Origin of the sequence: Terrirubrum flagellatum, assembly GCF_022059845.1 — a bacterium.
GTDB lineage: Bacteria > Pseudomonadota > Alphaproteobacteria > Rhizobiales > Beijerinckiaceae > Terrirubrum > Terrirubrum flagellatum.
The window spans coordinates 59,053-83,223 of sequence record NZ_CP091853.1 but is presented as its reverse complement, the minus strand read 5'-3'; the positions used below and the strand labels follow the sequence as shown (position 1 = coordinate 83,223).

The window sequence follows — 24,171 nt, the reverse complement described above, 5'->3', positions numbered from 1 at the left end:
TGTCAATTGCCCCACACAATCAGCAAACTGCCAACGAGCACACATGCTGCGGCGACAAGATCGAATGCGACAAGCTCGCGCTTCTGCAGAAGAAATAGCCCATAGCGGTCGACGGCGAGGCCAAAAATGATCTGGCCGAGCAGAGCAAACGCGACCGTGCCGGAAAGCGATAAGCTTCCATTCACGGTGATCGCCGCAAGAACAACAGTGAATGCGCCGGGAATGCCGCCCAGATAGAACCATCGCGGAGCGCCAGATCGCGTCATCCGCCAAGCGCGCGACGCCCTTGAGGACAGACTTGCAAGAGCTAGAGCGGTCGCCGCGCCAATCCCATGCGCCGCCCAAGAGGCGAAGACGGGCGTGGTCTGAGCTGCAAGGAGACTGTTGTAATTGATCATCAACGTCAGAAGCACCCCGCCTGAGACAGCGAGCACATGATCTCTTGAACTACTGACCTGAATCGTCGGTTTCATGCTTTCCTCGTCTCCCAATCAACTCTTCACTCGCCAAAGCAGCGACGCGCTTGAGCACGCTCATGCCACGAAGCAGGGAATTGGCGTCAGATTTCCGCACGCTCAAAATCCGCATGTAGAGCGCAACCTTTGGGGTTGTTTGAACTTCTCGCCGAATCCGCTCAAGCGGCCTGGGAGAATTACAAATATTGACGAGACGCGCGTGATGAGGCGTGTCGGTAATATTTTCTCTCCGAGAACAAGCAGCCAATGAGCGTTTTGTCGTCGCGCGCATTCTTTTGAACGAACATTTTGTTTACTTCAGCGGCAGGCCTGCGTATGTTTTGGGCATTGAAAGGCAACGCCGTCAATCGCGGGATTTGTGGGAGCAGCTTGCACCGCGTCAACAAAGCTAAAAGCGCCACGAAGGCTTCGTGGGCTCCGTTGATATGGAGATGAAACCCGTGCGCCATCGTTTCTCCGGGCTGGCAGTAACCTCTCGAAACTTGCGGCCATATTGCCGTTTCCGCCGTCGATGTCGTGGCCTCGTTGGCGCTCTCTGCGTCTGACAGGCTGACGAACCCTTCTCTCCTCCTCCTCTGGGAACGTCGACATGACGTCGGCGGCGGAATCCTTATGCCCAAAGCTCAGATCATCGAAATCAATCGAATTGGCGTCGGTCTCGCAGTCAGCGATATCGATGAACGCGAGTTCACATTCTTCTCTTCTGGCGGATTGTTCGATGCGCTCGATAGCGTACGGTTTATCTCGCTGGAAGAACTCGAGCGCGCCGTTCGACGGTTGAGAAACACCAAGAGAACGAAGCTCAACGTCATGACAGCGGCAAAATCGACGCGCGCCGTCGGCGTTGGCATAGCAGCCTGATTAACAATCATGAGTCGCCGACCGGCTTTCCACCAGGGCTAATCCCACGTGTCCGTCGTGTCGGCAGATAAGCAGGCTCTTCACCAAGAGTGACGCGCTCCCGCGTCGCTATCAATCACCCGGGAAATGGAGCGATTATGTTGGCAACACCAGGTAAGCGCCTGAGAAAAATGATCCAAGCGGCGTCAACGGCGCTCTTGGTCGGTGGAATAGCATCTCAGGCGGCGCTCGCCGGCCCCACGCTCGACGCCATTGCGAAGCGCGGCGCGATCAAGGTCGGCGTCGGAACCTCTCCCGGTTTCTTCGCGCCCGATAGTAGCGGAAAGTGGCAGGGCTTCTTTGTCGACTTCGGTCGCGCTCTCGCGGTGACCGTGTTCAATGATCCCTCGAAAGTCGATTTCACCTCGTCGTCGCCGCAGCAGCGGTTGCCAGCTTTGCAGGCCGGAGAATTCGATATTCTTCTCTCCGGCGTCACGCAAACAATCAACCGGTCATTCAAGCTCGGCTTTCACTTCGGGCCGGTGATCTTCTATGACGGCCAGGGGCTATTGGTGCGCAAGTCGGTCGGCGTGTCCAAGGGAGCGGAGCTCGACGGCGCGACCGTCGGCGTTCAAAGCGGCACGACCGGCGAACTGAACATCGCCGACTTCTTTCGTAAAAACAAAAAGACGTTCAAGCCGGTCGTCATTGAGGACTCGAAGGAGTTCCGCGCGGCGCTTGAGTCCGGTCGGGTCGATGCGCTGACGCAGGACGCGTCTGATCTGGCGCTGTCGCGCGTCCAGCTCGCGAAACCCGACGACTATATTCTGCTGCCCGAGCGCCTCTCCAAGGAACCGCTCGCGCCGGCTGTGCGCGCTGGCGACGACCGCTGGCTCGAAATCGTCAACTGGACGATCTACGCCACGATTCAGGCTGAGGAGTTTGGCATCACGCAGGCTAACGTCGACGAATTCCTTAAGAGCGACGACCCGTCGATCAAGCGCTTCCTTGGCGTCGACAAATCGCTCGGCGAGGCGATCGGGCTTGATCCGAAATTCGCGTACAACATTGTCAAGGCCGTTGGAAATTATGGCGAGATCTTCGAACGCAATATCGGCGAGACCACCAAGGTTGGCTTCGAGCGCGGCTTTAACGAGCTCTGGACCAAGGGCGGACTGCTTTACTCGCCTCCGTTCCGGTGAGGCCAGCGGCCGGGCAGGACGGCGGTGTAAATGTCTGCAATGACGCGCTTTCAAGTCGAACCGGGCCGCCATCGGCCCGGTCTTTTTCCTGTGATCCGGAAATGGTGGGGGGAGAAGCCGCTCGCCCAGCTCGGTCTATTCCTGGGAGCTGGACTCGTCTTCGCTACGCTCGGCTCGAATATGGCGAGCAATATGCGGCTGCTCGGCTTGACGCCTGGCTTCGGCTTCCTGGAGCATGCGGCGAACTTCGAGATCGGCGAGAGTCTGATTCCCTACTCCGCTGGCGATAGCTATGGCCGGGCCATCACGGCGGGCCTTCTCAATACGATCTCTGTGTCCTTCCTCGGCTGCGCGCTGGCGACGTTTCTGGGCGTCGCTCTGGGCGTCGCACGGCTCTCCTCCAACCCTCTCCTCTCCGGCTCTGTTCGCGGCTATGTCGAGGTGATCCGCAACACGCCACTTCTGCTCCAGCTTTTCTTCTGGAACACGATATTGCGCGCGCTGCCAGCGCCGCGGCTCGCTTTTCAACCTTTTCCGGGAATCTATCTGAGCAACCGGGGACTCTATTTCCCTGGTGGAAGCGCCGGTCCAGCAGGCGACATGATCTTCTTAGCGATCCTCGCCGCGCTCTTCCTTGCGCTTGCATATCTCCTTGCTCGACGTCGCTGGAAGGCGCCAATGTCGTCCCTGCACGTAGCCCTTGTCGTCGCGGTGGCGATCTGCCTCCCGCTGGCGGTCGGGGCGACGCTGGGGGCGACTATCGTTATCGATACGCCTGAGCTCAAGGGCTTTAACATTGTTGGCGGCCATTCGATCTCGCCGGAGTTCGCAGCCCTTCTGATCGCGTTGTCGCTGAACGCAGCCGCGAGCATCGCCGAAACCGTTCGCGCCGGCATCCTGTCGGTTCCATCAGGCCAATGGGAAGCGGGCCGGTCGCTCGGTCTATCGTCGCTGCACATCATGCGCCTGATCGTCCTTCCGCAGGCCTTGCGAGTGATCATCCCGGTCATGACGTCGAGCTATCTCAGCCTGACCAAGAACTCGAGCCTTGCCGTCGCGATCGGATTTCCTGATCTCGTCAACGTGCTCAACACCACCGCCAACGTCACAGGACAGGCGCTGGAAGCAATCTGCATCATGATGCTGGTCTATCTCTCGCTGAGCCTTGCGGTGTCGATGGCGATGAACGGCTACAACAGCCGCTGGGCCTTGCGAGGAATCAGGTGATCCTGACGATGTCGTCTGCATTGATTATAGAACGGTCGGCGCAACGCTTCGACCGCGAGCGCTGGTTGGCGCTCTGGCGAAACCTCCTCGGCACGCGACTCAATGCGGCGATCACACTTGGTCTTGTAGCCTTTGTCATTTGGGCGTTCCCGCCGCTATGGCGCTGGGCCGTTGTCGATGCAATCTGGAATGGAAACGCCAGCGAGTGCGCCGGAAGCAGCGGCGCATGCTGGGGTTTCATTGGCGAGAAATTTCGTTTCATCCTGTTCGGCTTCTATCCCCCGCCGCTGCAAGGGCGCGCTCTTGCGGCGCTGCTGCTCATGTTCGGTCTCGTTATCATCGCGGCTATGCCCCGCTTCTGGGGCCGCACGCTTGGCGTCGTGTGGATTGGCGGCCTCGCAGCGACGATCCTGCTTATGGTTGGCTGGCCTTTCGGCGAGCCCACTCCAACCGACAAATGGGGCGGCTTGCCGGTCACGATGCTGCTGTCGATCGGCGCCTTCGTCGGAGCCTTTCCGCTCGCGATTCTGCTCGCGCTGGCGCGCCGGTCGAGCATGGGCGGTCTACGGCTTCTCGCCATCGCCTTCATCGAAGTGCTTCGCGGCGTGCCCTTCATCGCCGTGCTTTACGCCGCCACGCTCCTCTTTCCCCTGATGCTGCCCAGCGGCTCCGCCATCGACAAATTCCTGCGAGCTGAGGTCGCTCTCATCCTCTTTGTCGCGGCTTACTTGGCCGAGATTGTCCGCGCCGGCCTTCAGGCAGTCCCAAACGGTCAATATGAGGCCGCCCGGTCGCTTGGTCTGTCTTATTGGCGCACGATGCGGCTCGTTATTCTGCCGCAGGCGCTTCGCGTCGTCATTCCGGCGATTGTCAATCTCGCCATCGGAATTTTTCAGGATACGACGTTGGTCATCATCATCGGTATGTTCGACTTTCTCAATACCGCCCGCGTCGCCGCCACGGACCCGAATTGGCTCGGCTTCTACAACGAAGCCTACATGTTCGTGGCGTTAGTCTACTTCTTCCTTTGTTTCTGCGCTTCAAAATACAGCCTGTGGCTGGAGGCGCGACTAAGGCAAGTGAGGAAGCAGGGATGATGCCCCATCGCATTGGCGTTGAGGATCAAACCGGCGATCGCTGGCGCCCGTGCTCTTCGATATCAGGCTTTCGCCCGGCCCCATGTATTTACGATGAGCACTCCCGATAGCGCCAATACTCCTCCCGCCAGCGTGCACCATTGCGGCGCCTCGCCCAGCAAGAACCACGCGAGCAAAACTGACGCAGGCGGGATCAGATAGAGGAACTGTCCTGCACGCGCGGCGCCGAAGCTTTTGAGCGCATAGGTCCAGCATGTCTGCCCAATCAAAGCCGGAGCGATCGCCAGAAATGTTACGGCGAATAGAGTGTCCGGGCGCGCGTTCATTGCTTGGTTAAGGCCAGAAGCCAACCATGGCAGCAAAGCGAGCGCCCCCGTGATCAGCACAAATGCAGTTATGTCCATTGGCGCGGCGCGCGTGAACAAGGGACGTTGCAAGACGGAATAGGCCGCAGCGCAGGCGGCAGCGGCTATAATCAGGCTCGACCCGGCGCCAAAGGAGAATCCGCCTGGCTGGCCGGATCCAATTATGGCTACGCCTGCAAATGATAAGGCGGCCCCCAACCAACTCCATCGACTGAAGGTCTCTTTGAGAAAGAAGACGGCGAAAACAGCCATGAACAAGGGCTGCGTATTGACGATGAAACTGGCCGCGCCAGCCGATACGGTCGTTTGGCCCGAGTTAAGGAGCACGTTATAAAGCGCGATCCCCAGCACGCCACAGATCAAAACAACTCCGTTGTCGCGCAGCGACAGCATACGCGGCCGTCTCCAGGCAAGCAGCAAGCCCGCCAAGATCGCGGCCATTGCAAAACGAACCGATGCGAGTGGAAGCGGCTCTATTTCGCGCAGCGCATAGCCGATCGCTGGAAACGAAGCCGCCCAGGTAAGGACCGTACCAAAGACCGCGAGGCCGGGAAGGATAACGGAGTGAGTGACGTCACTTGAAGTTTTCTGCATGCGAGCTGTGTGCCACGGAGACATCGATTGACATAGATCGCCCACAATCATTCAAATGTGCGCATGTCTCACATCTCGGCCCTACCGCCCCTTGATGCCCTGCAAGCCGTTCTCGCGGCGGCGCGATTTGGTTCATTTTCGGCTGCAGCGCATTCGCTCGACATCACCCATGGCGCAATCAGTCGGCGCATCTCGGCCGTCGAACAGTGGGCTGACGTCACCTTGTTCGTGAGACATGGTCGCGGCGTTCGCCTCACGCTCGAAGGACAACGACTGGCTTCAAGAATTGAGCTTGCGGTCGCGCTTATCGAAGACGGTAGAATAAGCGGCCAGAAGGAGACACAACTCGACGTCGTACGCGTTGGTATCGTCCAGTCGTTTGCAAGACTTTGGCTTATTCCGCATTTGGCTGCGCTGGAGGGAACGCCACAGGACCTGAGAATAGAGCTGGAAATCGACCATCAGCATATGACCCTGTCAGACGCGCGGATCGCGATCAGGTTGGGGCGTGGCGGCTGGCCAGGCGTAACGTCAGAGCCTCTTTTTCGCGAAACGCTCTTCCCGGTGGCTCATGACTCAATCGCCGCCGAACTCGGGCCTGAGCCAAGCGCGGCGCAGATTCTCACCTATCCGTTGATTCACGACGCGTCCGTGGACGGTTGGCGCCTATGGCTGTCAGGGAACGGCGAAACCTATGAACGCCGGGCTACCGACCGGCTTCTACAGGGATATGATCTCGCGCTGCTGGCCGCAGCCCATGGCCTAGGAATCGCCCTTGCTCGCGACCCTTATGGGCGAAACTTCGCGGAGAATAACGGGCTGGTCCCATTGCCCGGGCTACGCATCGAAAATCCACTCTCGTTCCACGTCGTCACACGACCAGGACCGCGCCATCAAGCGGTTCAGCGTCTCCTCGAAAGAATTCGCCACGTGGCGCGCAACTGAGATATCTCACATGCGCGCGTCATCCATGCCAACGAGACGCCGTTTCCGCCTCAGGCGTTGGTGCAAAAATCGGCGAATGTTGCGCGAATGCGTGTCATGCCACACGTAGGATCGCCTCGATCTTTTCAATGCCGCCGACCTTGGGCGCAAAGCTCGTCCAGACCTTGCGCGCGCCCGCCTCCCACTGCGGCCGGTTCTCAGGCTGCACAAACTTGCCGCCTTCGCTCAGCGCCTTCGTCATCGAGGCGTCCTCGTCGGCGATCATCAATTGATCGAAATAATCGGCGCCTTCCGCCGCGGCCGCAGCGAACGCCGCCTTGTCCTCGGCCGACAGGCCGCGCCAGAACGGCGCGCCGACATAGACGACGCCGGCGGCCCAGATATGGCCGGTTTCAATGAGGTAGGGCACGACCTCGTGCAGTTTGAATCCGACATAGCGGATTTTGTGAGGTCCATGCAATCGACCACGCCGGTCTTCAGCGCGTTATAGGTTTCCGGAATCGGAATTGGCGTTGGGAAGGCGCCAAGGCCGGACCAGAGCTCGGTATGCAGCGGGCTCTGGATGACGCGGATGCGTTTCCCTGCAAGTTGCGCCGGCGTGACGATCGCCTCTTTCGCGAGAAGATGGCGTGCGCCGTAATTGATGAAGCTGAGCACGATGAAACCCTGCGCTTCGAACTTCGCTTTCAGCTCGTCGCCGAGCGGGCCGCCGAGCACGCGCTTTAGATGATTGCGGTCGCGGAACACGAAGGGCAGATCGAGGATCTGACTCTCTGGAACCCAGGACGACAGTGCGGAGATGGTCGAGAGGCTCGCCTGCACCGAACCGAGCTTGATACCCTCTGCGACCTCCTTCTCGCCGCCGAGCGCAGCGTTACCGACGATACGAAAATCGAACCGGCCGGGCGCCTTCGCGTTCAGAATCTCCCTGATCTTCAGCCAGATCCTGGTTTCCGGCTTGTCGTCGCCGAACAGCGACGAGACGGTGATCGGACGGCCCGCCGCGAATGATGTTTGCGCGGCGAGGGTCGCAGCGCCAGCGAGAAGGCCTACGGATATATGGCGGCGGTTGAGCGGCATCAGAAAACTCCCGAGAGATAGGGCGAGAGCGACGGCCATGCGGCCGCGCCGATCGCGAGAAGGGCGAGCGCGACAAGCAGCGAGAAAAGCAGCGGCAGAACGGCGCGGAACACGGCGCCTGCCGGCGTGCGCGTGACGCCCGAGACCACGTAGACGAGAATGCCGAGCGGCGGGGTCAAACCGTGGATCATCAGATTGACAACGAGAATGACGCCGAACTGGATCGGATCGATGCCCGCCGCGGTCGCGACCGGCAAGAGAAGAGGCGCGAGCAGCAGGATCGCCGCGCCGATGTCGAGCACAAGTCCTGCGACGAGCAGCACGATGTTGGCGAGCAGCATCACGGCGTACGGGCCGCCGCCGAGCATCGTCACCAGCGCCGCGACCTGATCGGAAATACGATCGACCGCGAGCAGAAACGCGAAGGGCGCCGACGCGCCAATGAGCATGCCGACCGCGGCCGCTTCGGTTGCGGACTTGCGCAAACTGTCAATCAGCGAAGCGCCGTTGATGCTCCGCAGCGCGAGACACACGATCACCGCGTAGGCGACGGCGAGCGCCGAGGCTTCCGTCGTCGTGACCACGCCGAAGCGGATGCCGATCACGACGACGACGCCAAGACCAATCGCCGGCAGCGCACCGATGAAACTGCGCGCTCGCTCCGCGCTCGACGCGCGCGGCGCGGCATCGACCACATTGCGCGCGGTGAGATGAATGCCGACGGCGAGCGCCACGGCGAGCACGCCGCCAGCGATGAAGCCGCCGACGAGCAGCGAGCCGACCGAGAGATTGGTCGCGGTGGCGAGAATGAGAAAAGCGATCGACGGCGGGATGATGTTGTCGAGCATCGACACGGCCGCGACGATCGCCGCCGCATGCGCTTTCGGATAACCGCGCGCGACAAGCGCCGGCGCCATCACCTTCGCGCCGAATGCGGCGTTGGCGACCGAGGAACCCGACGCGCCGGAGAACAGCACGCTGGAGACGAGCGCCGTCTGCGCGAGACCCGCGCGCAAATGGCCAACGAGGCTGGCGGCGAAGCGCACCAGCCGTTCGGCGAGCCCGCCCGCCGTCAGCAATTCGCCCGCCAGCAAAAAGAAGGGAATGGCGAGCAGCAGAAACTTGCTGACGCCGGAGGCGGCGTTTTGCACGATCGCGGGTTCGGGCAGAAGCCCGCCGAACGGCGCCGTCGCAGAGACGGCGGCGAGCAGCACATGCGGCAAGGGCGCGCCGAGCAGGAGCCCGATCGCGGCGGCGACGCCAGCGACAAGGCTCGGCGGATCGACGAAGCCGAGCGGATATTGCGCGGCCATGTAGAGGCCCGCGCCGATGAGGCCGGACAGCGCCGCTTCAAGCACGCTCCGGTCGAGCGCCGCGCGCGCCAGCACGACGATGATGGTCAATCCGCCGCCAAGCGCGAAGACGGCGAAGCGCAGCCATTCCGGCAGGCCGAGTACGGTTGAATTGCCGCCGACCAGGGAGACAACCGCGGCGCCGCCAAGCGCGATCACCAGCGAGCCCTGCACGGCGACAGCGTCGGCGAAGACGCCGGCGATGCGGCGGCCAAGCGCCGGCAGATGCTGCACGACGACTTCGAAGCGCATTGCCAGGGCGCTCGTCGCGGCCAGCGGCGCGCCAAGCGCGACCAGCGCGACGTTGAGCCAGATCACAAGCTCGTCGGACCAGACGAAGCCGCCGCCGAAGATGTAGCGGCGCACGACCGCGGCCATGACGATGAGAAACAGAATCGCGAGGATCGCCGCGCCGACATTCTGCAGGGCGCGGATCAGCCATTCCAGCGCGCGTTCCGCCGCGGCGCGCGAGCGCGCAGGCGCAATCGGAGGCGTGAGGTCGGCGACGCTCGACATTCAGCGCATCGGTGAAAAAGATGTCGGCCGCAGGATTCGGCTGCGCATCTCCAGCACATATTGCGCGGCCTTGGCGCGGAAGGCCTGCCATTTCGGGTCGGCCTCCATCGCGGCGCGGCGGCGCTCGCGGTCGCCGGCGTCCTCGAAGCGCCACATATGCACCACCTCGTTCACGACGCCCGTATCGGTCGTGAACCAGCCGACAAGATGGCCGAGATGGCCGATCTGCAGCTCCATGCCTTCGGCGACATAGAGATCGAGATAGTCGCGCACATGCGCCGGCTTGATCGCGTAGGTGCGCTCGTCGAGAATCATGATCAGCCCGCGGCCTTGGCGGCAAGATTGCGGTCGAACAGGTTCGACCAGGTGAAGGTCTTCGCCTGCGACTCCGCGCGGTCGATCGGCAGATGCGGCAGCACAAGCTCGGCGAAGCGATAGGCTTCTTCGAGCAGCGGCATGCCCGACAGGATGAAGGTCTCAATACCTCTTGCGCGATAATCGTTGAGCGTGCGGATCACCGTCTCCGGCGATCCGACGATGGCGGTTCCGGGCCCCGGGCGAACAAGACCAAGGCCGGCCCAGAGTCCGGGCGCGATTTCAAGGTCGCGCGCGAATTTCGGCTTCACGCCGCCATGCATCGCCGTCATGCGCTGCTGGCCGACCGAGTCCGTGCCGGAAACGAAGCGCGCGTTCGCGGCGATGGCTTCGTCGTCCATGTGCGCGAGGAAATCGTCGGCGGCGGCCCAGGCGGCCTCGTCTGTTTCGCGCACGATCACATAAAGCCGGATGCCGTATTCCAGCTCACGCTGATAGGCCGCCGCGCGGGCGCGGACCTTCTCGACCTTCGCGCCCATCTCCGCCGGCGTCTCGCCCCAGGAAAGATAGGTGTCGACATGCTTCGCCGCGACGTCGATCGCAGCGTCCGACGAACCGCCAAACCAGAGTTCCGGCGGGGCGATGGTTTCGCCTGCAGGCATCGCGACCTTGGCGCCGATCGTCTCGACATGCTCGCCCTTGAAGGTCACGGTCTCGCCGGCAAGCAAGCGCTTGAACACAGTCAGATATTCGTCCGCCAGGAGATAGCGCTCGTCGTGCGGCAAGGTCATGCCGTAGGCGCCGAGCATTTTCGCGTCGCCGGAGACGATGTTGAGCAGCAGGCGTCCTTGCGAGAACTCCTGGAAGCTCGCCGCCATCTTCGCCAGCAAGGTCGGCGGAATGAGGCCGGGATGAATCGCTGTCAGGAAGCGCATGCGCTCGGTATAGGGAATGAGCGAGGAGCCCAGCACCCAGACGTCGTGCGCCCCGGTCGCGAGCAGCGCGCCGGTGAAGCCGAGATGATCATAGGCGCGCGCGAGCTGCTGAAGATAGGGATAGTCGACCTTCCGCGCGCCGGCGGCGGTCCAGGGATACCGCCCGTCGGGCGCGGTGAGATACCAGAGCACTTTCAAGGCTGCGATCCGAAATCAGGCGGCGATGGAGCGCGGCGACGTCCAGGCGGCGTCGGCGACAGTGATCACGCGCGGCAGCGCGCCGTTGCGGGCGAGAGTATCAGCCTCGTGCTGCTGCTCCGCCAGCACCGCTTGATCGGCCGATTGAAGCGCCCAGTCGCGCGAGGCGAGAACCTTCCGCCATTGCGCCTCGTCGGCGTCGCCGGATGCTGCGAGCGTCAGCGCCAGCGCATCGGGACGATCTGCGACCGCGGGCGCGACCGACGCCAGAAGTTTGAGCAGCGCACGTAATTCGTCTGCACGCTTCAAGGCGGCTTCGCGCGAAGCCCAGAACAGGGAGCGATTGGGAATGGCGCCGGCGCTCTCCGGCAACACTCTGACTCCGCCGCGCGCAAGCTCGGCCCCGAGATGGGGATCCATACCGATCCAAGCATCGACCTCGCCCGACCGAAGCGCCTCAACTGACGCCGCCGGCGCAAGATCGACGCGCTGGAAAGCGTTGAGCGTTAGCCCCTTCGCCTCCGCCAGAGCGGCCAGCAGGTAAGTATGGAACGAGCCTTCGATCAGCGCGATGCGTTTGCCGGCGAGTTGTTCTATAGAGCCGATGTCGAGTTCCGCGCGTACAAGGATTGCACCGTTGGCGGGACGCGCCGCAGAGGCCGCGACATAAACCAGATCGACACCAGCGGCCTGCGCAACGAGCGGCGGCGTCGAGCCAGTCCCACCAACATCGATCGCGCCCGCTCGGATCAGATCGCCCGTCGTCCGACCGTCGTCATATAGCGTCCACTCAATCAAACGTTCTTTCGGAAACAATGTGCGAGCAAGCGTGAGATGAAGATTGTTCCGATGAACACCGACACGCAGCACGACGCGATCACATCCTCTTTGCTTAAAGTCCGCGCATAACTAACGCAAACGGGCGTCCTTCTGTAGAGCATGATCACCTAAACTTAGCGCATCGGATAGAAGCGTTTTCGTTGCGCGTGAATGGCTGTTCCTCGGGCAATCGCTGCTGAGCGCTTGCAATCTTGAGGTGACCCACGAGTTCGCCATTGCCCGGTCGGCGTCGAGACCGGGAAGACTCGTATGGATCGCTCGAGCGGCTGTCTCGCAGCAGCAAGTCACACAATAGGAGCTCCGCCAACCCATTCGCCGCGACGCTGTTCTTCAATTACCCGCCGGACCAGCTTTCGCTCTTGATCATCATCTGACTTCGCGTCGTCCCACAGAGACTGATAGGCTTCCTCGGCTTCGACAGCGGATGTCCAGCGGAGATTGGTCCACAACCATCTGAGGATGTCGAGAAACATTGTTCACTCCGGAAAGTGGCTGGATCAGGCGCTCGCTTGCAAACGAGCGAACATCAACTCTCGGCTGAGTCTAGAGTCCACTCCAAGCCATGGAGCGTCAAACGAAGCATTTTCCAAATGTGATCGACCTCGGAGAATAACCTGCACAGCTTCGACTATCACAAGAAAATGTAGTCCCTTCAGTTCCGGCGGCCCTTCCAACAGCTCCGATGTCAGCACCTCGTCGCTTGATCTACAAGAAGCGGTAGTCGCCTCGTGTGCGCCGACGAGCGCGAGCGACTAGGCCGAGAGGAGCTGTCGCGCTGGTCTGTCGAAGCGGCTCGGCGTTGGGTCGAGACCAAGCCGATCGCGTAGCGTTCCGTCGCGATACTCGCTTCTGAACAGGCCGCGTTTGCGCAAAAGGGGGATCACCTCGCTCGCGAAGAGATCAAACTGCGTTGGCAGGATTGGCGGCATCACGTTGAACCCGTCGGCCGCGCCCGAAACGAACCAGTCTTCAATGATATCGGCGATTTGCTCGGGCGCCCCGGTTGCGGTGAAGTGCCCCCGGGCGCCCGCTAGGCTGTGCAACAACCCTCGCAACGTTGGCCGTTCGCGTGCGACGAAGTCCCTGATCGATTGAGCGCGGCTGCGGGACGCCTGAACTTCCGCCGGATCCGGGAAATCGTCGATAGACAGGACCTGATCGAGTTTCAGATGCGAGAAGTCATGGCCGCCGAACCGGTTGGACAGCCGCGACAAGCCGACACTTGGGTGTGAGAGATCGTTGAGCTCTTCCCAGACTTGTTTCGCTTCAGCTTCAGTGGGTCCAATTGCTGCGCTGATCCCCGGCAGTATGACGATCTGATCGGGGCGGCGGCCTAGCGCGCGAGCCTGCGTCTTGATGTCGGAATAGAAAGCGATAGCGCTTTCTTTCTGAAGATGTGCGGTGAAAATCGCTTCGGCGTATCGCGCCGCAAAGGCTCGCCCATCTGTGGAAGAGCCCGCCTGGACAAATACCGGTCTGCCCTGCGGGGAACGCGAAACATTAAGCGCGCCCGCGACAGCGAAATGCTTGCCGCGATGGCCGGCGGATTGAATGAGATCGGGGCGCGCATAGACCCCCCTTTCGCGATCGTCGACAATCGCGTCCCGCGCCCAGCTATCCCAAAGCTTCGACACGACCTCCACGAACTCGTTGGCGCGCTCATAGCGCTGGTCCAGCCCCGCTTGCTTGCTCTGGCCAAAATTAACCGCGGCGCCCGGTGCCCAGGAAGTGACGATGTTCCAGCCGACCCGGCCATTGCTGAGATGATCGAGCGACGCGAATTGTCTGGCGAGATTGTAGGGCTCGCTATACGTCGTGGACGCTGTTGCGATGAGGCCAATACGCTCCGTCAAGGCCGCAAGCGAGCCGAGCAATGTCAACGGCTCCAGTTCGCCTCGGGCGGCGTGCTGCAACTCGTCGCCGAGGGCCAATTGATCCGCGAAGAAAATAGAATCCAGCTTCGCGGCCTCAGCCGCCAAGGCGAGATCTCGATAGTAGGTGAGATCGGTCAGTGCTTTCTTGGTGGAATCTGCATGTCGCCAGGCCGTCTCGTGATGGCCTCGACCATGGATGAACAGATTGAGATGGAGCTCTCGGCTCATCGCGGTTGATCCTCTCTCAGACGGCTCAAACGCCATCGGTGACGCCGAGCGCCGCCAGAAGCTCGGCGCGCAATCCGTCGAAGTGGTCGTCCTTCGCGCGGGGATGCCGCAGCCTGATCTCACGATCAGCAACGACGCGCCCGTTATCTACAACAATCACACGGTCGGCGAGTTTGATCGCTTCGTCGACATCGTGGGTGACGAGCAACACAGTCGGCAAGCGTTGCCGGATCAGATGGAAAAGCAGTTCGTGCATCTTGATCCGGGTCAGCGCATCCAGCGCGCCGAAAGGTTCGTCCGCGAGCAGCAATCGCGGCTGGCGAACCAGCGAGCGGGCGAGAGCGACCCGCTGCTGCTCGCCGCCCGACAGCGCGTTCGGCCAAGCGCTCTCGCGCCCAGATAGGCCGACGTCGGCCAGAGCAGCTCGACCACGCGCTTCGCTATCAGCCGCACGAAAGCCGAAAATGACGTTTTGCAGAACGTTTTTCCACGGCAGCAGCCGGGAGTCCTGGAAGAGCACTGATCGATCGGATGGGGCGCTGATTTCGCCTTCTCGCTCCGCGTCGTCATCAAGCCCGGCGATGGCGCGAAGCAAGGTGCTCTTACCGGAGCCGCTTTTCCCGATCAACGCCACGAACTCGCCAGAAGCAAGGTCAAACGAGACCTCACGCAGAACGTCGCGCCCGGAGAAGCGACGAGTGACGCGGCGCAGGCTGACTGCCGGCGCGACCTCCAGGCGAAGTGGATGAGCGGAAGCGTTCATGATGCGAGCGCCCTGCGATAGGATAGCGCCCTGCGCTCCCAGAAACGCACAGCGAAGTCGGATCCGAGACCAAGCGCGGCATAGATCGCGAGGCCGACCACGATGATATCAGTTTGGCCATAGTCGCGCGCGCGGTTCATAAGATAGCCAATGCCTTCGCTGGTGTTGATCTGCTCGAGCACCACGAGCGCGGTCCAGCACGTGGTCACGGCAAGGCGGAGGCCGGTAAAGAATCCAGGGAGCGCGCCGGGAAGCGCCACTTCTCGCAAGAAGGCTCCGCGGGTTAGTCCAACGCTTCGCGCCAGCTCGACATGGCGGATATCGATGCCTTTCAACGAAGCATGGGTGTTGATGTAGACCGGCACGAGCACGCTGGATGCGATCAACGCGATCTTCATCGCTTCGCCGATGCCGAGCCAAAGGATCGCAAGGGGGATCAGCGCCAAAGTCGGAATGGCGCGCTTGATCTGGACAAGCCCATCGATCGAAGCCTCACCAATGCGACTCAGGCCGGCGGCCAGCGCAAGCGCAAGGCCGACCGCGACCCCAAGTCCAAGTCCGAGATAGGCTCGCTTCGCAGACGCGAGAAAATGTTCAACCAGTGCGCCGGAGCTGATGAGTTCAAATCCCGTCGTGAGAGCCGTCGAGGGCGCCGCAAGAAACTTCGGCGAGAGCCAACCCGTCGCCGACGCCAACTCCCAAATGATGACGAGCGCCGCCGGACCCAGCAGAACGGCTCCCCGCCGCAGTCGTCTCGGCGCAAGCTCCGGTGCGCGCCCCTGCTGGGCCGCCGCCGCTGGCCGCCCGGCTAATCGCGCGATGTCCGCCATCATCTCGGGAGCATGCATCGACAGAGTCATGACGCGATCTCGACCAAAGTCGTCTGGCTCAATTTGTTTTTCCGATGAGTTCATCGAAACGCAGATCGAATTCGTCTCGCGCATCGAGCCGCTTCGGGAGATCACCGGCCTCGTAGATCACGTCGATCAATGACTGCTGTTTTGGAATAAGACTCGCAAGTGACGGGAACTCATAGCGTCCTTCTGATGCAACAATCTTGCGAGCGTCGACCGCTTTCAGGTTCTGGCGTTTGACGTAATAGGCGTCGATCCATGCATCGGTATTGTCGTTCGACCATCGACTTGCGCTGATCCAGGCGCTAACGAATTCGCGGATCGCCGCGCCCTTGGCAGGATCATCCAAAGCTCTCTTGCTCGCATAGAGATAGGTCAAACTTCTGGGGAGCCGATCGTTTTGCTCCTTGGGAATCGCGCTCGCACCACGATCTGAGAAGTCCGCGAGGTAACGGGAGAAGTGCGGCTCGTTCAACGCTGCCACATCCACCTGACCACTGCGAATCGCGTCCGGAAAATCGGCCGCCCGCAGCGGCACGAGACGCACATCCTTTCTCGTGAGGCCGGCAAGTTTGAGCGCATTGAGCACGAAAGGCTGTCGGCCGGTCCCCTCGCCGTAAGCGATGCTCTTCCCTCGAAGCTCCTCAAGGCGGTCGACCGTCAAGCCCGGTCGCACGGCGAAGAAGTAGTCAGCCTCGGACGAGGTTCGCGCCGCGACAATTGGAATAAGCTCGCCGGCCGCATGAGCCTGGATTGGCGGCGTGTTGCCCACGGTCGCCAAATCCAGCGCGCCCGCTCGAAAGGCCTCAAGGATCGCGGGACCACCGAGGAAGTTGGCGTAAGTAACGACGCTCGACAGTCGCGCCTGAGCGCCAGAAGCGCGCATCAGTGTTTGCAGCTGCTCATTCTGGTCAGCGACGACAAGTCTTACGGTCGGAGGGCTCTGCGCCCAAGCTGCTCCAGCAAAAGCTGCAAATCCGCACATCAGCAAAGGCGCCAACACTGCGCGTCGCAAACCCGAGAGCAAGCTCGCCGGTATAGAATTGCTAAGCACTTCGCTCCCTCACACGGATTTCAGCCGTCTGTCGTCTTCCGACCGCAAAGACGCGTTCTGAAATATTGGCGTCGCCGGCCTCTTTCCGTCAAACGAATGACCTTTCGAAAACGTGGCTTGGCGACGAAGACTATTCTCCAACTCGGCACCCAGCGCAGATAGGTTCACTCTGGCGCAGATGAATCTTGTCTGGCACCCTCGGATCGCAGCGCCACACATTGCGTTCACGCTCGAACGACTTTCCGAGAACTGATGCAGGCTCTCTTTGTTGCGCAAAACAGTTCTTCTGTGTGGAATCCAATTCTTGCGCAACAAACGAGTTATTCAGGCGAGAAAGCAAGCCAACAGATAAACACCGAACAACATAATTATGATCGCGTTCGCGCGTTGAAAGGAAGCGTCTTTCGACAACGGCAATAACTTTGGCCGGACTTTCTACCGAAAACTGTGGCCTCTATTTGCATCAGCAAACACCGAAGATCATCGTTCGCATGGCCTACACGCTTAGTCTCCTCGACAAGAGCCCCGTTCCTCCTGACGCGGCCGGCGAGGACGCGCTCGCGACCAGCGTTCGATTCGCGCAAACAGCCGAAGCATGCGGCTATCGCCGCCTCTGGTTGGCCGAACATCATGGGGCTCCAGGTCTTGCTGGCTCTGCTCCTGAAGTCCTCGCAGCTTACCTCTTGGCGCAAACTTCTCATATCCGCATTGGAACCGGCGGAATTCTGCTGCAGCATTACAGCCCGTATAAAGTGGCCGAAATATTCAAGGTGCTATCGGCTCTCGCGCCTGGCCGCATAGATCTCGGGATCGGCAAGGCGCCCGGCGGACTGCCAGCTTCCGCGCGGGCTTTGCAGTCGAAGCACCGCGCAACTGATCTTTCCTCGTTCGACGAGCAATTGAGAGATCTCGATGATTTTCTCAGCGACCAGATACCTGCAGCTCACCCGTTCAAGGACGTAGTGGCGAACCCACAAGTGTCTACGAAGCCCGAGCGGTTCCTGCTCGGCGGCAGTCCGGAGAGCGCAGCGCTTGCGGCAAGGCTAGGCTGGAACTTTGTCTATGCCGGACACTTCAATAGCGATCCCGACAATATCGAGCGTTGCGCCGGGGTCTATGGCGAAGCCGCCGGCCGTTCACCATTGCTGGCGCTCTATGCATTCGCCGCCGAGTCCACAGCCCGCGCTCGAGAGGCGGTGTCGCATGTGCGCGTGTTCCGGCTGACACTTCCTGACGGTCGCAGCGTGAACGTCGGAAGCGCACAGCAGGCGGCGGACTTCGCTCAACAGGCTGGAGCAAGCGAATACAGCCTTGAAGAAAGAAATACGCAGGTCGTTGCGGGAGCGCCGGAACAGGTGCGGTCTCAGTTACACGAGTTCGCGCACCGCTTCGGCATTGAGGAGTTCGTGATCGACACTCCAGTGGCCGATCCTGAAGCGCGCATTTCGAGCATCCAACTTATCGCCGGACAGTCGCAGACGATTGCCGCGTAAGAACCAAGCCGAATCGGAACATGACGATGAGCACTCGGAAGATCAACTTCGGGATCATGCTGCAGGGCGCAGGCAGCCATATGAACTCCTGGCGCCATCCCAGCGGGCCCGCCGACGCTAGCGTGAATTTCGACTTCTATGTCTCGACTGCGCTCAAGGCAGAGGCGGCAGGCATCTCCTTCGGGTTCGTCGCGGACGGTCTGTATATCAATGACAAGTCGATCCCGCATTTTCTCAACCGCTTTGAGCCCTTGACGATTTTATCTGCATTGGCGGCGCGGACGACAAAGATCGGTCTCGCTGGCACGGTTTCGACCTCGTACTCCGATCCCTACACGATCGCGCGTCAGCTTGCGTCACTCGATCTCATTAGCGGAGGACGGGCTGGCTGGAACGTCGTGACGTCGCCGCTCGAAGGCTCGGCGAAAAACTACAGCCGATCCCATCCGGAACATGCTCTGCGTTACCAGATTGCCGACGAGTATCTCGCGGTCGCTCAGGGGCTGTGGGACTCCTGGGAAGACGACGCTATCGTGCGCAATCGCGAAACAGGCCAGTTCTTCGATCGCGAGAAGATGCACACTCTCAGCCATAAAGGCCGCTTCTTCGAGGTCGAAGGCCCGCTGAATATCGGCCGCTCGGCTCAGGGACAGCCGGTGATTTTCCAGGCCGGCTCGTCGGACGCCGGCATCGGACTCGCCGGCAAGTACGCCGACGCCGTCTTCACCCATTCGCCAAGCCTCGAAGAAACCCGAACCTTCTCGCGTCAGGTCAAGACAAGCGCCGTCGCGCAGGGCCGCTCCGCCGATGACGTCAAGATATATCCTGGCATCGGCCCCATCGTCGGACGAACCGACGCGGAGGCCGACGAAAAATATCGGGTGATCAAGGACCTCATCTCAATCGAGGAAGCGCTCGCCTATCTCGGCCGCTTTTTCGACCATCACGATTTCACTCAATACTCGCTCGATGCGCCATTTCCAGAGCTGGGCGATCTCGGCAAGAACAGTTTCCGCTCGACAACGGACTGCATCAAGGCGAACGCGAAAGCCAGGGGCCAGACTCTTCGCGAGGCGGCTCTGGAAGCCGCAACCCCGAAACCGAACTTTATCGGCGCGGGCAAACGCGTCGCTGACGAGATCATTCGCTGGATTGACGCCGGCGCCGCCGACGGCTTCATCCTCGGCTTTCCCGTGATCGCCCAAGGCCTCGACGACTTCATTGCTCTGGTGGTTCCCGAGCTCGAAGCTCAGGGTCGTTACAGTCGCGACCTGCCTGGCGCCACTCTGCGCGACCATCTGGGCCTCCCTCGGAAAGCCAGCCGCTACGACGCGGCACACGCAAGCCAGCCCAAGGCGTTGGCGAGATGACCATTCATATCGGCGTCCCCTCGACAATTCGGACTACAATTGGCGCGTTTTCCGGCGATTTCGTCGCCTTGCGTCGCGAGTTTCACCAGGCGCCCGAGCTCGCCTTCAAGGAATTCGCGACGTCCGCATGGATCGCCGAACTCCTTGAGAGTTGGGGGTACCGCGTCACGCGAGATATCGCGACGACAGGCATAGTCGCGACCCTCAAATGCGGGACGGAGCGCAGATCGATAGGTATTCGAGCTGATTTCGATGCGCTTCCCATTCAGGAGGCCACTGGCCTCTCATACGCCAGCAAGCACCCGGGACGCATGCATGCGTGCGGGCATGATGGCCACACGGCGATCTTGCTTGCGGCCGCGCGATATCTCGCAAAGACGCGGCGTTTTGACGGAACTTTGCGTCTTTTCTTCCAACCTGCAGAGGAAATTGGCGCGGGCGCAAAGGCGATGATCGCCGACGGCGTGCTGGAGCGCTTCCCCGTCGATGCGATCTATGCGCTGCACAACTGGCCAAGTGTTCCCGCCGGCGCCTTTGGTTTCGTCGAAGGCCCCGCCATGGCCTCCGTCGACAAGGCTATCGTCACAGTCAAGGGTAAGGGCGGCCACGGCGCGGCGTCACATGAGACGGTCGATCCGATTGTCGCGGCTGCCCATGTCGTCACCGCGCTGCAAACAATCGTGTCCCGCAACGTCGACCCGCTCGATATGGCGGTCGTTACGGTGGGCTCGATTCATGGCGGAACCGCATCGAACGTCATTCCTGACAAAGTCGAGCTCCAAATCACCACGAGAACCTTCAGGGACGAGGTGAGAAAGCGGATCGAGAGCCGCATCGTCGAAATCGCCAGCCGGCAGGCTGAAGCTTTTGGCGCTTCCGCTGACGTCGATTATCGACGCGGATATCCAACCGTCGTCAACCACCGCAGCCAGACCGAACTTGCGCGAGAAGTCGCGGCCGATCTCTTCGGTTCTTTGCGGCTGATTTCGCCGTTCGCGCCGCGCACCGCCAGCGAGGATTTCGCATACTTTCTCGAGAAGCGGCCGGGCGCATATTTGTTCGTCGGGAACGGTTCGTCCGCGCCCCTGCACAGCCCTGAATACGACTTCAACGATGACATTATCGAGGTTGCCGCCTCGTTTTGGGCCGCGCTCGTCGAGCGATCGCTCGCTCCCTCCCGCGCTACAGATCCGCACTGAAGGCAAGCCAATGAGCGATCTTTCGTTCCTTTACACAAACTCCCTGGATCCGCGCGCCAAGCCGCTCATCGATGATCTCATTCGCGAATACAACGGGCGCTATGGTGATATCCCCGGGAGGGAGGACGCGTCAGTCGAGCTCTATCGCTATCCGCCAGCCGCATTCGCGGCTCCGACCGGCGCTTTCCTTCTTGTCGTGCAGGCCGGAGAAACTATCGGTGGTGGCGCGTTCATGCGCTATGATGACGCCACCGCCGAAATGAAGCGCATCTGGGTGCGGCGCGACCAACGCCGCCAAGGGCTCGCCAGAAAGATCGTCGCCGAACTCGAAGCGCAAGCTCTACGGCAAGGCTATCAGCGCGCTTTTCTGACGACCGGTTTCCGGCAACCTGAAGCAGTCGGGCTGTATCTCGGATTTGGCTATTCGCCTCAGTTCGATCTCAACGGCGACCTCGAGGCGTTGCGCAAGTTGCCTTTCACAAAAGTCCTGTCCGAAAGCGCCGATCAGGCTGCCTGAGCGCTTCGGCGCCCTACAGACGATCCCCGGAGTTTCCATGACGTACGTCCAGGACGCCTCGCAGTTTAAGGAGGCGTTTCCAGCTTCATCGGGCGACACGTCTGTCGCAAGCTACCGCATCGTGCGCGCGCGTTATCCAGCGCGCGCCCTCGGAACAGCACTCGCCGCAATCGTCATCGCCGCTGTAGCAACGTCGATCGTCAGCAATCCGCGGTGGGGATGGGATGTCTTTGCGGAGTGGTTTTTCTCTGAGCCTGTACTCCTAGGTCTCTGGCGCACGCTCCTCCTCACCGTTCTCGGCGCGACCTGCGGCTTTGCGTTCGGAGCCGCTCTCGCCTTGGCGCGCGTCTCCGGCTCTCCCCTTCTCGCCGCTCTCTCCTGGGCCTTCACCTGGCTATTCCGATCGATCCCTCTAATCGTGTTGCTGCTGATTCTCAACAACATCGGCTATCTCTACGAGACAGTCACCGTCGGCGTACCCTTCACCAATTTCTCCTTCTTCTCCTATCAAACAACCCAATTGATCAGTCCGTTTGCCGCGGCGATCATTGGCCTGACGCTGAACCAGGCGGCATTCACATCTGAAATTATTCGCGGCGGCATTTTGTCTGTCGATCAGGGGCAACTTGAAGCCGCAGCAGCGCTGGGGCTGCCAAAGTCGCGCCAGGCTTCACGCATCATCCTGCCGCAGGCGATGCGTTCGATTATACCCCCTGCGTTCAATGACATCATCGGGCTCGCGAAGGGCACTTCCAACGTTTATATCCTGGCGCTGCCGGAGCTCTTTTACACCATTCAGGTGATCTATCGACGGAATCTGGAAGTGATTCCGCTGCTGATGGTGGCGACCGCCTGGTATCTTATCATCCTGTCGGCTTTATCGGCTGTTCAATTCTTCATTGAGCGCCATTATTCCCGGGGCGCGGTTCGCAATCCGCCGCCCCCCGCATTGCGGGCAATTCTCAACTGGGTGGGCGTCGACGTCCGGACGGACTCTGGAGCAATCTCTGCTGCGGATGCGATCGCCGCGCCTATCGCGCCGTCGGCCGGAGCGAGCTTGCGGGAAAGCGCTTCGCTCGGCGGTGCGGTGACGATCCAGAGCGTCTCGAAGCATTTTGGCGCCTTGAAAGCGCTTGACCGAGTGAGTCTCTCCCTCCCCGCCGGCTCCGTCACCGCAATTCTGGGACAGTCCGGGTCCGGCAAGTCCACTCTATTGCGCGCCATCAATCATCTCGAGCCGGTCGATGAAGGCCTGATCGCCGTAGACGGTCAATTCATCGGCTACCGCCAGGATGGCAGCGTGCTTTACGAATTGAAGGAGCGCGACATCCTCAAGAGCCGCGTCGATGTCGGGATGGTGTTCCAAAACTTCAATCTGTTTCCGCATCTCACGGTTCTGGAAAACATTGTCGAAGCGCCCATCACCGTGCGGGGCGTCGCGCGCGCAGACGCCGAAGCACAGGCGCGCAATCTGCTCGATCGCGTTGGCCTTTCTGAAAAGGCGAACGCATTTCCGCGCCAGCTTTCTGGCGGCCAACAGCAACGCGTCGCTATCGCTCGCGCGCTCGCAATGCGCCCGAAAGTCCTTCTGTTCGACGAACCGACCTCGGCGCTTGATCCCGAACTCGTCAACGAGGTGCTCGATGTCATCAAGGAGCTCGCGCGTTCGGGCGTGACACTCATCATTGTCACGCATGAGATCGGTTTCGCGCGAGAAGTCGCCGATCACATCGTGTTCATGGACCAAGGGCGCGTTGTCGAGCAGGGACCGCCAACCACCGTGCTCAACGCGGCTTCGCACCCGCGAACCAGAGAATTCCTGTCAAAAGTTCTCTGACTTCAGCTATTCCCACGGAGACGACCATGACGTTCAAAGGATTTACGGCGGCAGTCGCCGCTGCGGCGGTGACATGCGCGCTCATGTCGCTTGCGGCGGCGGCCGAGCCAGATCTCTCGCCTGAGCAGAAGGGCCGACCGCGCGCAGCCGCGGTCGAAGAGGCGGTAAAGCTGGTGGCGCCGGGAGTGAAGCTCGTCACGCCGGGAAAGTTGACGATCGCCAACGCTTCAACCCGCCTGCCCTTCGGAACCTTCGCGACCGATAACAAGACGTTGATCGGATCTGAAGCCGACATCGCTCAGCTCGTCGCCGATAGCCTTGGACTTGAATTGCAACTTGTCCCCGTCGCCTGGGCCGATTGGCCTCTCGGCGTCCAATCCGGCAAATACGACGCCGTTATCTCCAACGTGACTGTGACGGAGGAGCGCAAGGAACGGCTCGACTTCTCGACTTACCGGAATGACCTGCTTGGCTTCTATGTGAAGGTCGACAGCCCCATCGCCGCCATCAAGGAGCCGAAGGACGTCGCGGGACTTCGCGTCATCGTCGGCTCCGGAACAAACCAGGAGCGTATTCTACTGAACTGGATCAAACAGAACGAGGCGGCGGGATTGAAGTCGTCCGAAGTCCAGTATTATGACGATGACGCAGTGCTCTACCTCGCCTTGCAGAGCGGTCGTGCTGACGCATATCTCGGGCCCAACGCATTGCTGAGTTACCGCGCTTCTCTCGAAAAGAAGACGAAACTTGTCGGGCTTTTCTCCGGTGGTTGGCCGCTGACGGCGGAAATTGCTGTCACCACACGCAAAGGCGCCGGGCTGGCGGACGCCATCACCGCGGCGCTGAACGCCCAGATCAAGAACGGAAACTACGCGAAAGCGCTCGAGCGGTGGAATCTCCACCATGAGGCGATCTCCGTCTCACGCACGAACCCACCCGGCCTTCCGAAAAGCTGAGGCGACGCGCCGTCGATCGCTTCGCTCATCGCTCTGGAGATTTT

General features: G+C 61.0%; 22 protein-coding genes and 1 pseudogene. 11 read left to right on the top strand and 12 right to left on the bottom strand.

Annotated elements, in window-relative coordinates; all coding sequences use genetic code 11:
- Window positions 1-2: 2 nt before the first annotated feature.
- Window positions 3-473 carry a DMT family transporter gene (locus L8F45_RS28945; protein ID WP_342364163.1) on the bottom strand — a complete coding sequence of 157 codons (471 nt, stop codon included), beginning with the start codon at window positions 471-473 and terminating at the stop codon, window positions 3-5.
- A 528-nt stretch (window positions 474-1,001) separates the two neighbouring features.
- Here L8F45_RS28945 and L8F45_RS28940 point away from each other — a divergent pair.
- The 4 genes from L8F45_RS28940 (at window position 1,002) to L8F45_RS28925 (ending at window position 4,842) form a co-directional block, all read left to right on the top strand.
- Entirely contained in the window at window positions 1,002-1,337 is a 336-nt protein-coding gene (locus tag L8F45_RS28940) for a hypothetical protein (protein WP_342364162.1), read from the top strand.
- Between the two features lie 170 nt (window positions 1,338-1,507).
- Entirely contained in the window at window positions 1,508-2,518 is a 1,011-nt protein-coding gene (locus tag L8F45_RS28935; RefSeq protein ID WP_342364161.1) for an amino acid ABC transporter substrate-binding protein, read from the top strand.
- Window positions 2,519-2,557: 39 nt separating this feature from the next.
- On the top strand, window positions 2,558-3,745 hold the full coding sequence (locus L8F45_RS28930) for an amino acid ABC transporter permease (protein WP_342364160.1): 1,188 nt from the start codon (window positions 2,558-2,560) through the stop codon (window positions 3,743-3,745).
- Window positions 3,746-3,753: 8 nt separating this feature from the next.
- Window positions 3,754-4,842 (top strand): amino acid ABC transporter permease, encoded by a 1,089-nt coding sequence (locus L8F45_RS28925; RefSeq protein ID WP_342364159.1) that lies wholly within the window; start codon window positions 3,754-3,756, stop codon window positions 4,840-4,842.
- A 62-nt stretch (window positions 4,843-4,904) separates the two neighbouring features.
- Here the strand turns inward: L8F45_RS28925 and L8F45_RS28920 are convergent, their stop codons facing one another.
- Complete coding sequence (locus tag L8F45_RS28920; protein WP_342364204.1) at window positions 4,905-5,801, bottom strand: DMT family transporter; 897 nt, start codon at window positions 5,799-5,801, stop codon at window positions 4,905-4,907.
- Window positions 5,802-5,864: 63 nt separating this feature from the next.
- On the opposite strand from L8F45_RS28920, the gene L8F45_RS28915 reads away from it, so the two are divergent.
- A complete protein-coding gene (locus L8F45_RS28915) occupies window positions 5,865-6,746 on the top strand; it encodes a LysR substrate-binding domain-containing protein (RefSeq protein ID WP_342364158.1) in 882 nt (293 codons plus the stop codon).
- Between the two features lie 94 nt (window positions 6,747-6,840).
- On the opposite strand, the pseudogene L8F45_RS28910 reads toward L8F45_RS28915, so the two are convergent.
- The 10 genes and pseudogenes from L8F45_RS28910 to L8F45_RS28865 form a co-directional block, all read right to left on the bottom strand.
- A pseudogene (locus L8F45_RS28910) lies at window positions 6,841-7,826 on the bottom strand (TRAP transporter substrate-binding protein).
- Window positions 7,826-9,694, bottom strand: coding sequence for a TRAP transporter large permease (locus L8F45_RS28905; protein ID WP_342364157.1), 1,869 nt, complete (start codon window positions 9,692-9,694; stop codon window positions 7,826-7,828). Before L8F45_RS28905 ends, L8F45_RS28910 begins: the two are co-directional and overlap by 1 nt.
- Window positions 9,695-10,009: an NIPSNAP family protein gene (locus tag L8F45_RS28900; protein WP_342364156.1), complete on the bottom strand. Its 315-nt coding sequence runs from the start codon at window positions 10,007-10,009 to the stop codon at window positions 9,695-9,697.
- 2 nt (window positions 10,010-10,011) lie between these two features.
- On the bottom strand, window positions 10,012-11,142 hold the full coding sequence (locus tag L8F45_RS28895; RefSeq protein WP_342364155.1) for an LLM class flavin-dependent oxidoreductase: 1,131 nt from the start codon (window positions 11,140-11,142) through the stop codon (window positions 10,012-10,014).
- A gap of 15 nt (window positions 11,143-11,157) precedes the next feature.
- Entirely contained in the window at window positions 11,158-12,012 is an 855-nt protein-coding gene (locus L8F45_RS28890) for an ABC transporter substrate-binding protein (RefSeq protein ID WP_342364154.1), read from the bottom strand.
- A gap of 254 nt (window positions 12,013-12,266) precedes the next feature.
- A complete protein-coding gene (locus L8F45_RS28885; RefSeq protein ID WP_342364153.1) occupies window positions 12,267-12,455 on the bottom strand; it encodes a hypothetical protein in 189 nt (62 codons plus the stop codon).
- 279 nt (window positions 12,456-12,734) lie between these two features.
- The gene (locus tag L8F45_RS28880) at window positions 12,735-14,084 is read right to left on the bottom strand and encodes an LLM class flavin-dependent oxidoreductase (protein ID WP_342364152.1); all 1,350 of its coding nucleotides are present in this window, start codon (window positions 14,082-14,084) and stop codon (window positions 12,735-12,737) included.
- Between the two features lie 25 nt (window positions 14,085-14,109).
- Window positions 14,110-14,847 carry an ABC transporter ATP-binding protein gene (locus tag L8F45_RS28875; RefSeq protein WP_342364151.1) on the bottom strand — a complete coding sequence of 246 codons (738 nt, stop codon included), beginning with the start codon at window positions 14,845-14,847 and terminating at the stop codon, window positions 14,110-14,112.
- Window positions 14,844-15,707: an ABC transporter permease gene (locus tag L8F45_RS28870; RefSeq protein WP_425330068.1), complete on the bottom strand. Its 864-nt coding sequence runs from the start codon at window positions 15,705-15,707 to the stop codon at window positions 14,844-14,846. Before L8F45_RS28870 ends, L8F45_RS28875 begins: the two co-directional genes overlap by 4 nt.
- 28 nt (window positions 15,708-15,735) lie before the next feature.
- Window positions 15,736-16,704, bottom strand: coding sequence for a PhnD/SsuA/transferrin family substrate-binding protein (locus tag L8F45_RS28865; RefSeq protein WP_342364150.1), 969 nt, complete (start codon window positions 16,702-16,704; stop codon window positions 15,736-15,738).
- Between the two features lie 542 nt (window positions 16,705-17,246).
- On the opposite strand from L8F45_RS28865, the gene L8F45_RS28860 reads away from it, so the two are divergent.
- The 6 genes from L8F45_RS28860 to L8F45_RS28835 are packed head-to-tail and all read left to right on the top strand — an operon-like array spanning window position 17,247 to window position 24,127.
- Window positions 17,247-18,248: an LLM class flavin-dependent oxidoreductase gene (locus L8F45_RS28860; protein WP_342364149.1), complete on the top strand. Its 1,002-nt coding sequence runs from the start codon at window positions 17,247-17,249 to the stop codon at window positions 18,246-18,248.
- 26 nt (window positions 18,249-18,274) lie between these two features.
- Window positions 18,275-19,618 carry an LLM class flavin-dependent oxidoreductase gene (locus L8F45_RS28855; RefSeq protein WP_342364148.1) on the top strand — a complete coding sequence of 448 codons (1,344 nt, stop codon included), beginning with the start codon at window positions 18,275-18,277 and terminating at the stop codon, window positions 19,616-19,618.
- The gene (locus L8F45_RS28850; protein WP_342364147.1) at window positions 19,615-20,817 is read left to right on the top strand and encodes a M20 aminoacylase family protein; all 1,203 of its coding nucleotides are present in this window, start codon (window positions 19,615-19,617) and stop codon (window positions 20,815-20,817) included. The genes L8F45_RS28855 and L8F45_RS28850 overlap by 4 nt, the downstream gene beginning before the upstream one ends.
- 10 nt (window positions 20,818-20,827) lie before the next feature.
- Window positions 20,828-21,334 (top strand): GNAT family N-acetyltransferase, encoded by a 507-nt coding sequence (locus L8F45_RS28845; RefSeq protein ID WP_342364146.1) that lies wholly within the window; start codon window positions 20,828-20,830, stop codon window positions 21,332-21,334.
- Window positions 21,335-21,371: 37 nt separating this feature from the next.
- On the top strand, window positions 21,372-23,171 hold the full coding sequence (locus L8F45_RS28840; RefSeq protein ID WP_342364145.1) for an amino acid ABC transporter permease/ATP-binding protein: 1,800 nt from the start codon (window positions 21,372-21,374) through the stop codon (window positions 23,169-23,171).
- Window positions 23,172-23,197: 26 nt separating this feature from the next.
- Entirely contained in the window at window positions 23,198-24,127 is a 930-nt protein-coding gene (locus L8F45_RS28835; RefSeq protein ID WP_342364144.1) for an ABC transporter substrate-binding protein, read from the top strand.
- Window positions 24,128-24,171 lie beyond the last annotated feature (44 nt).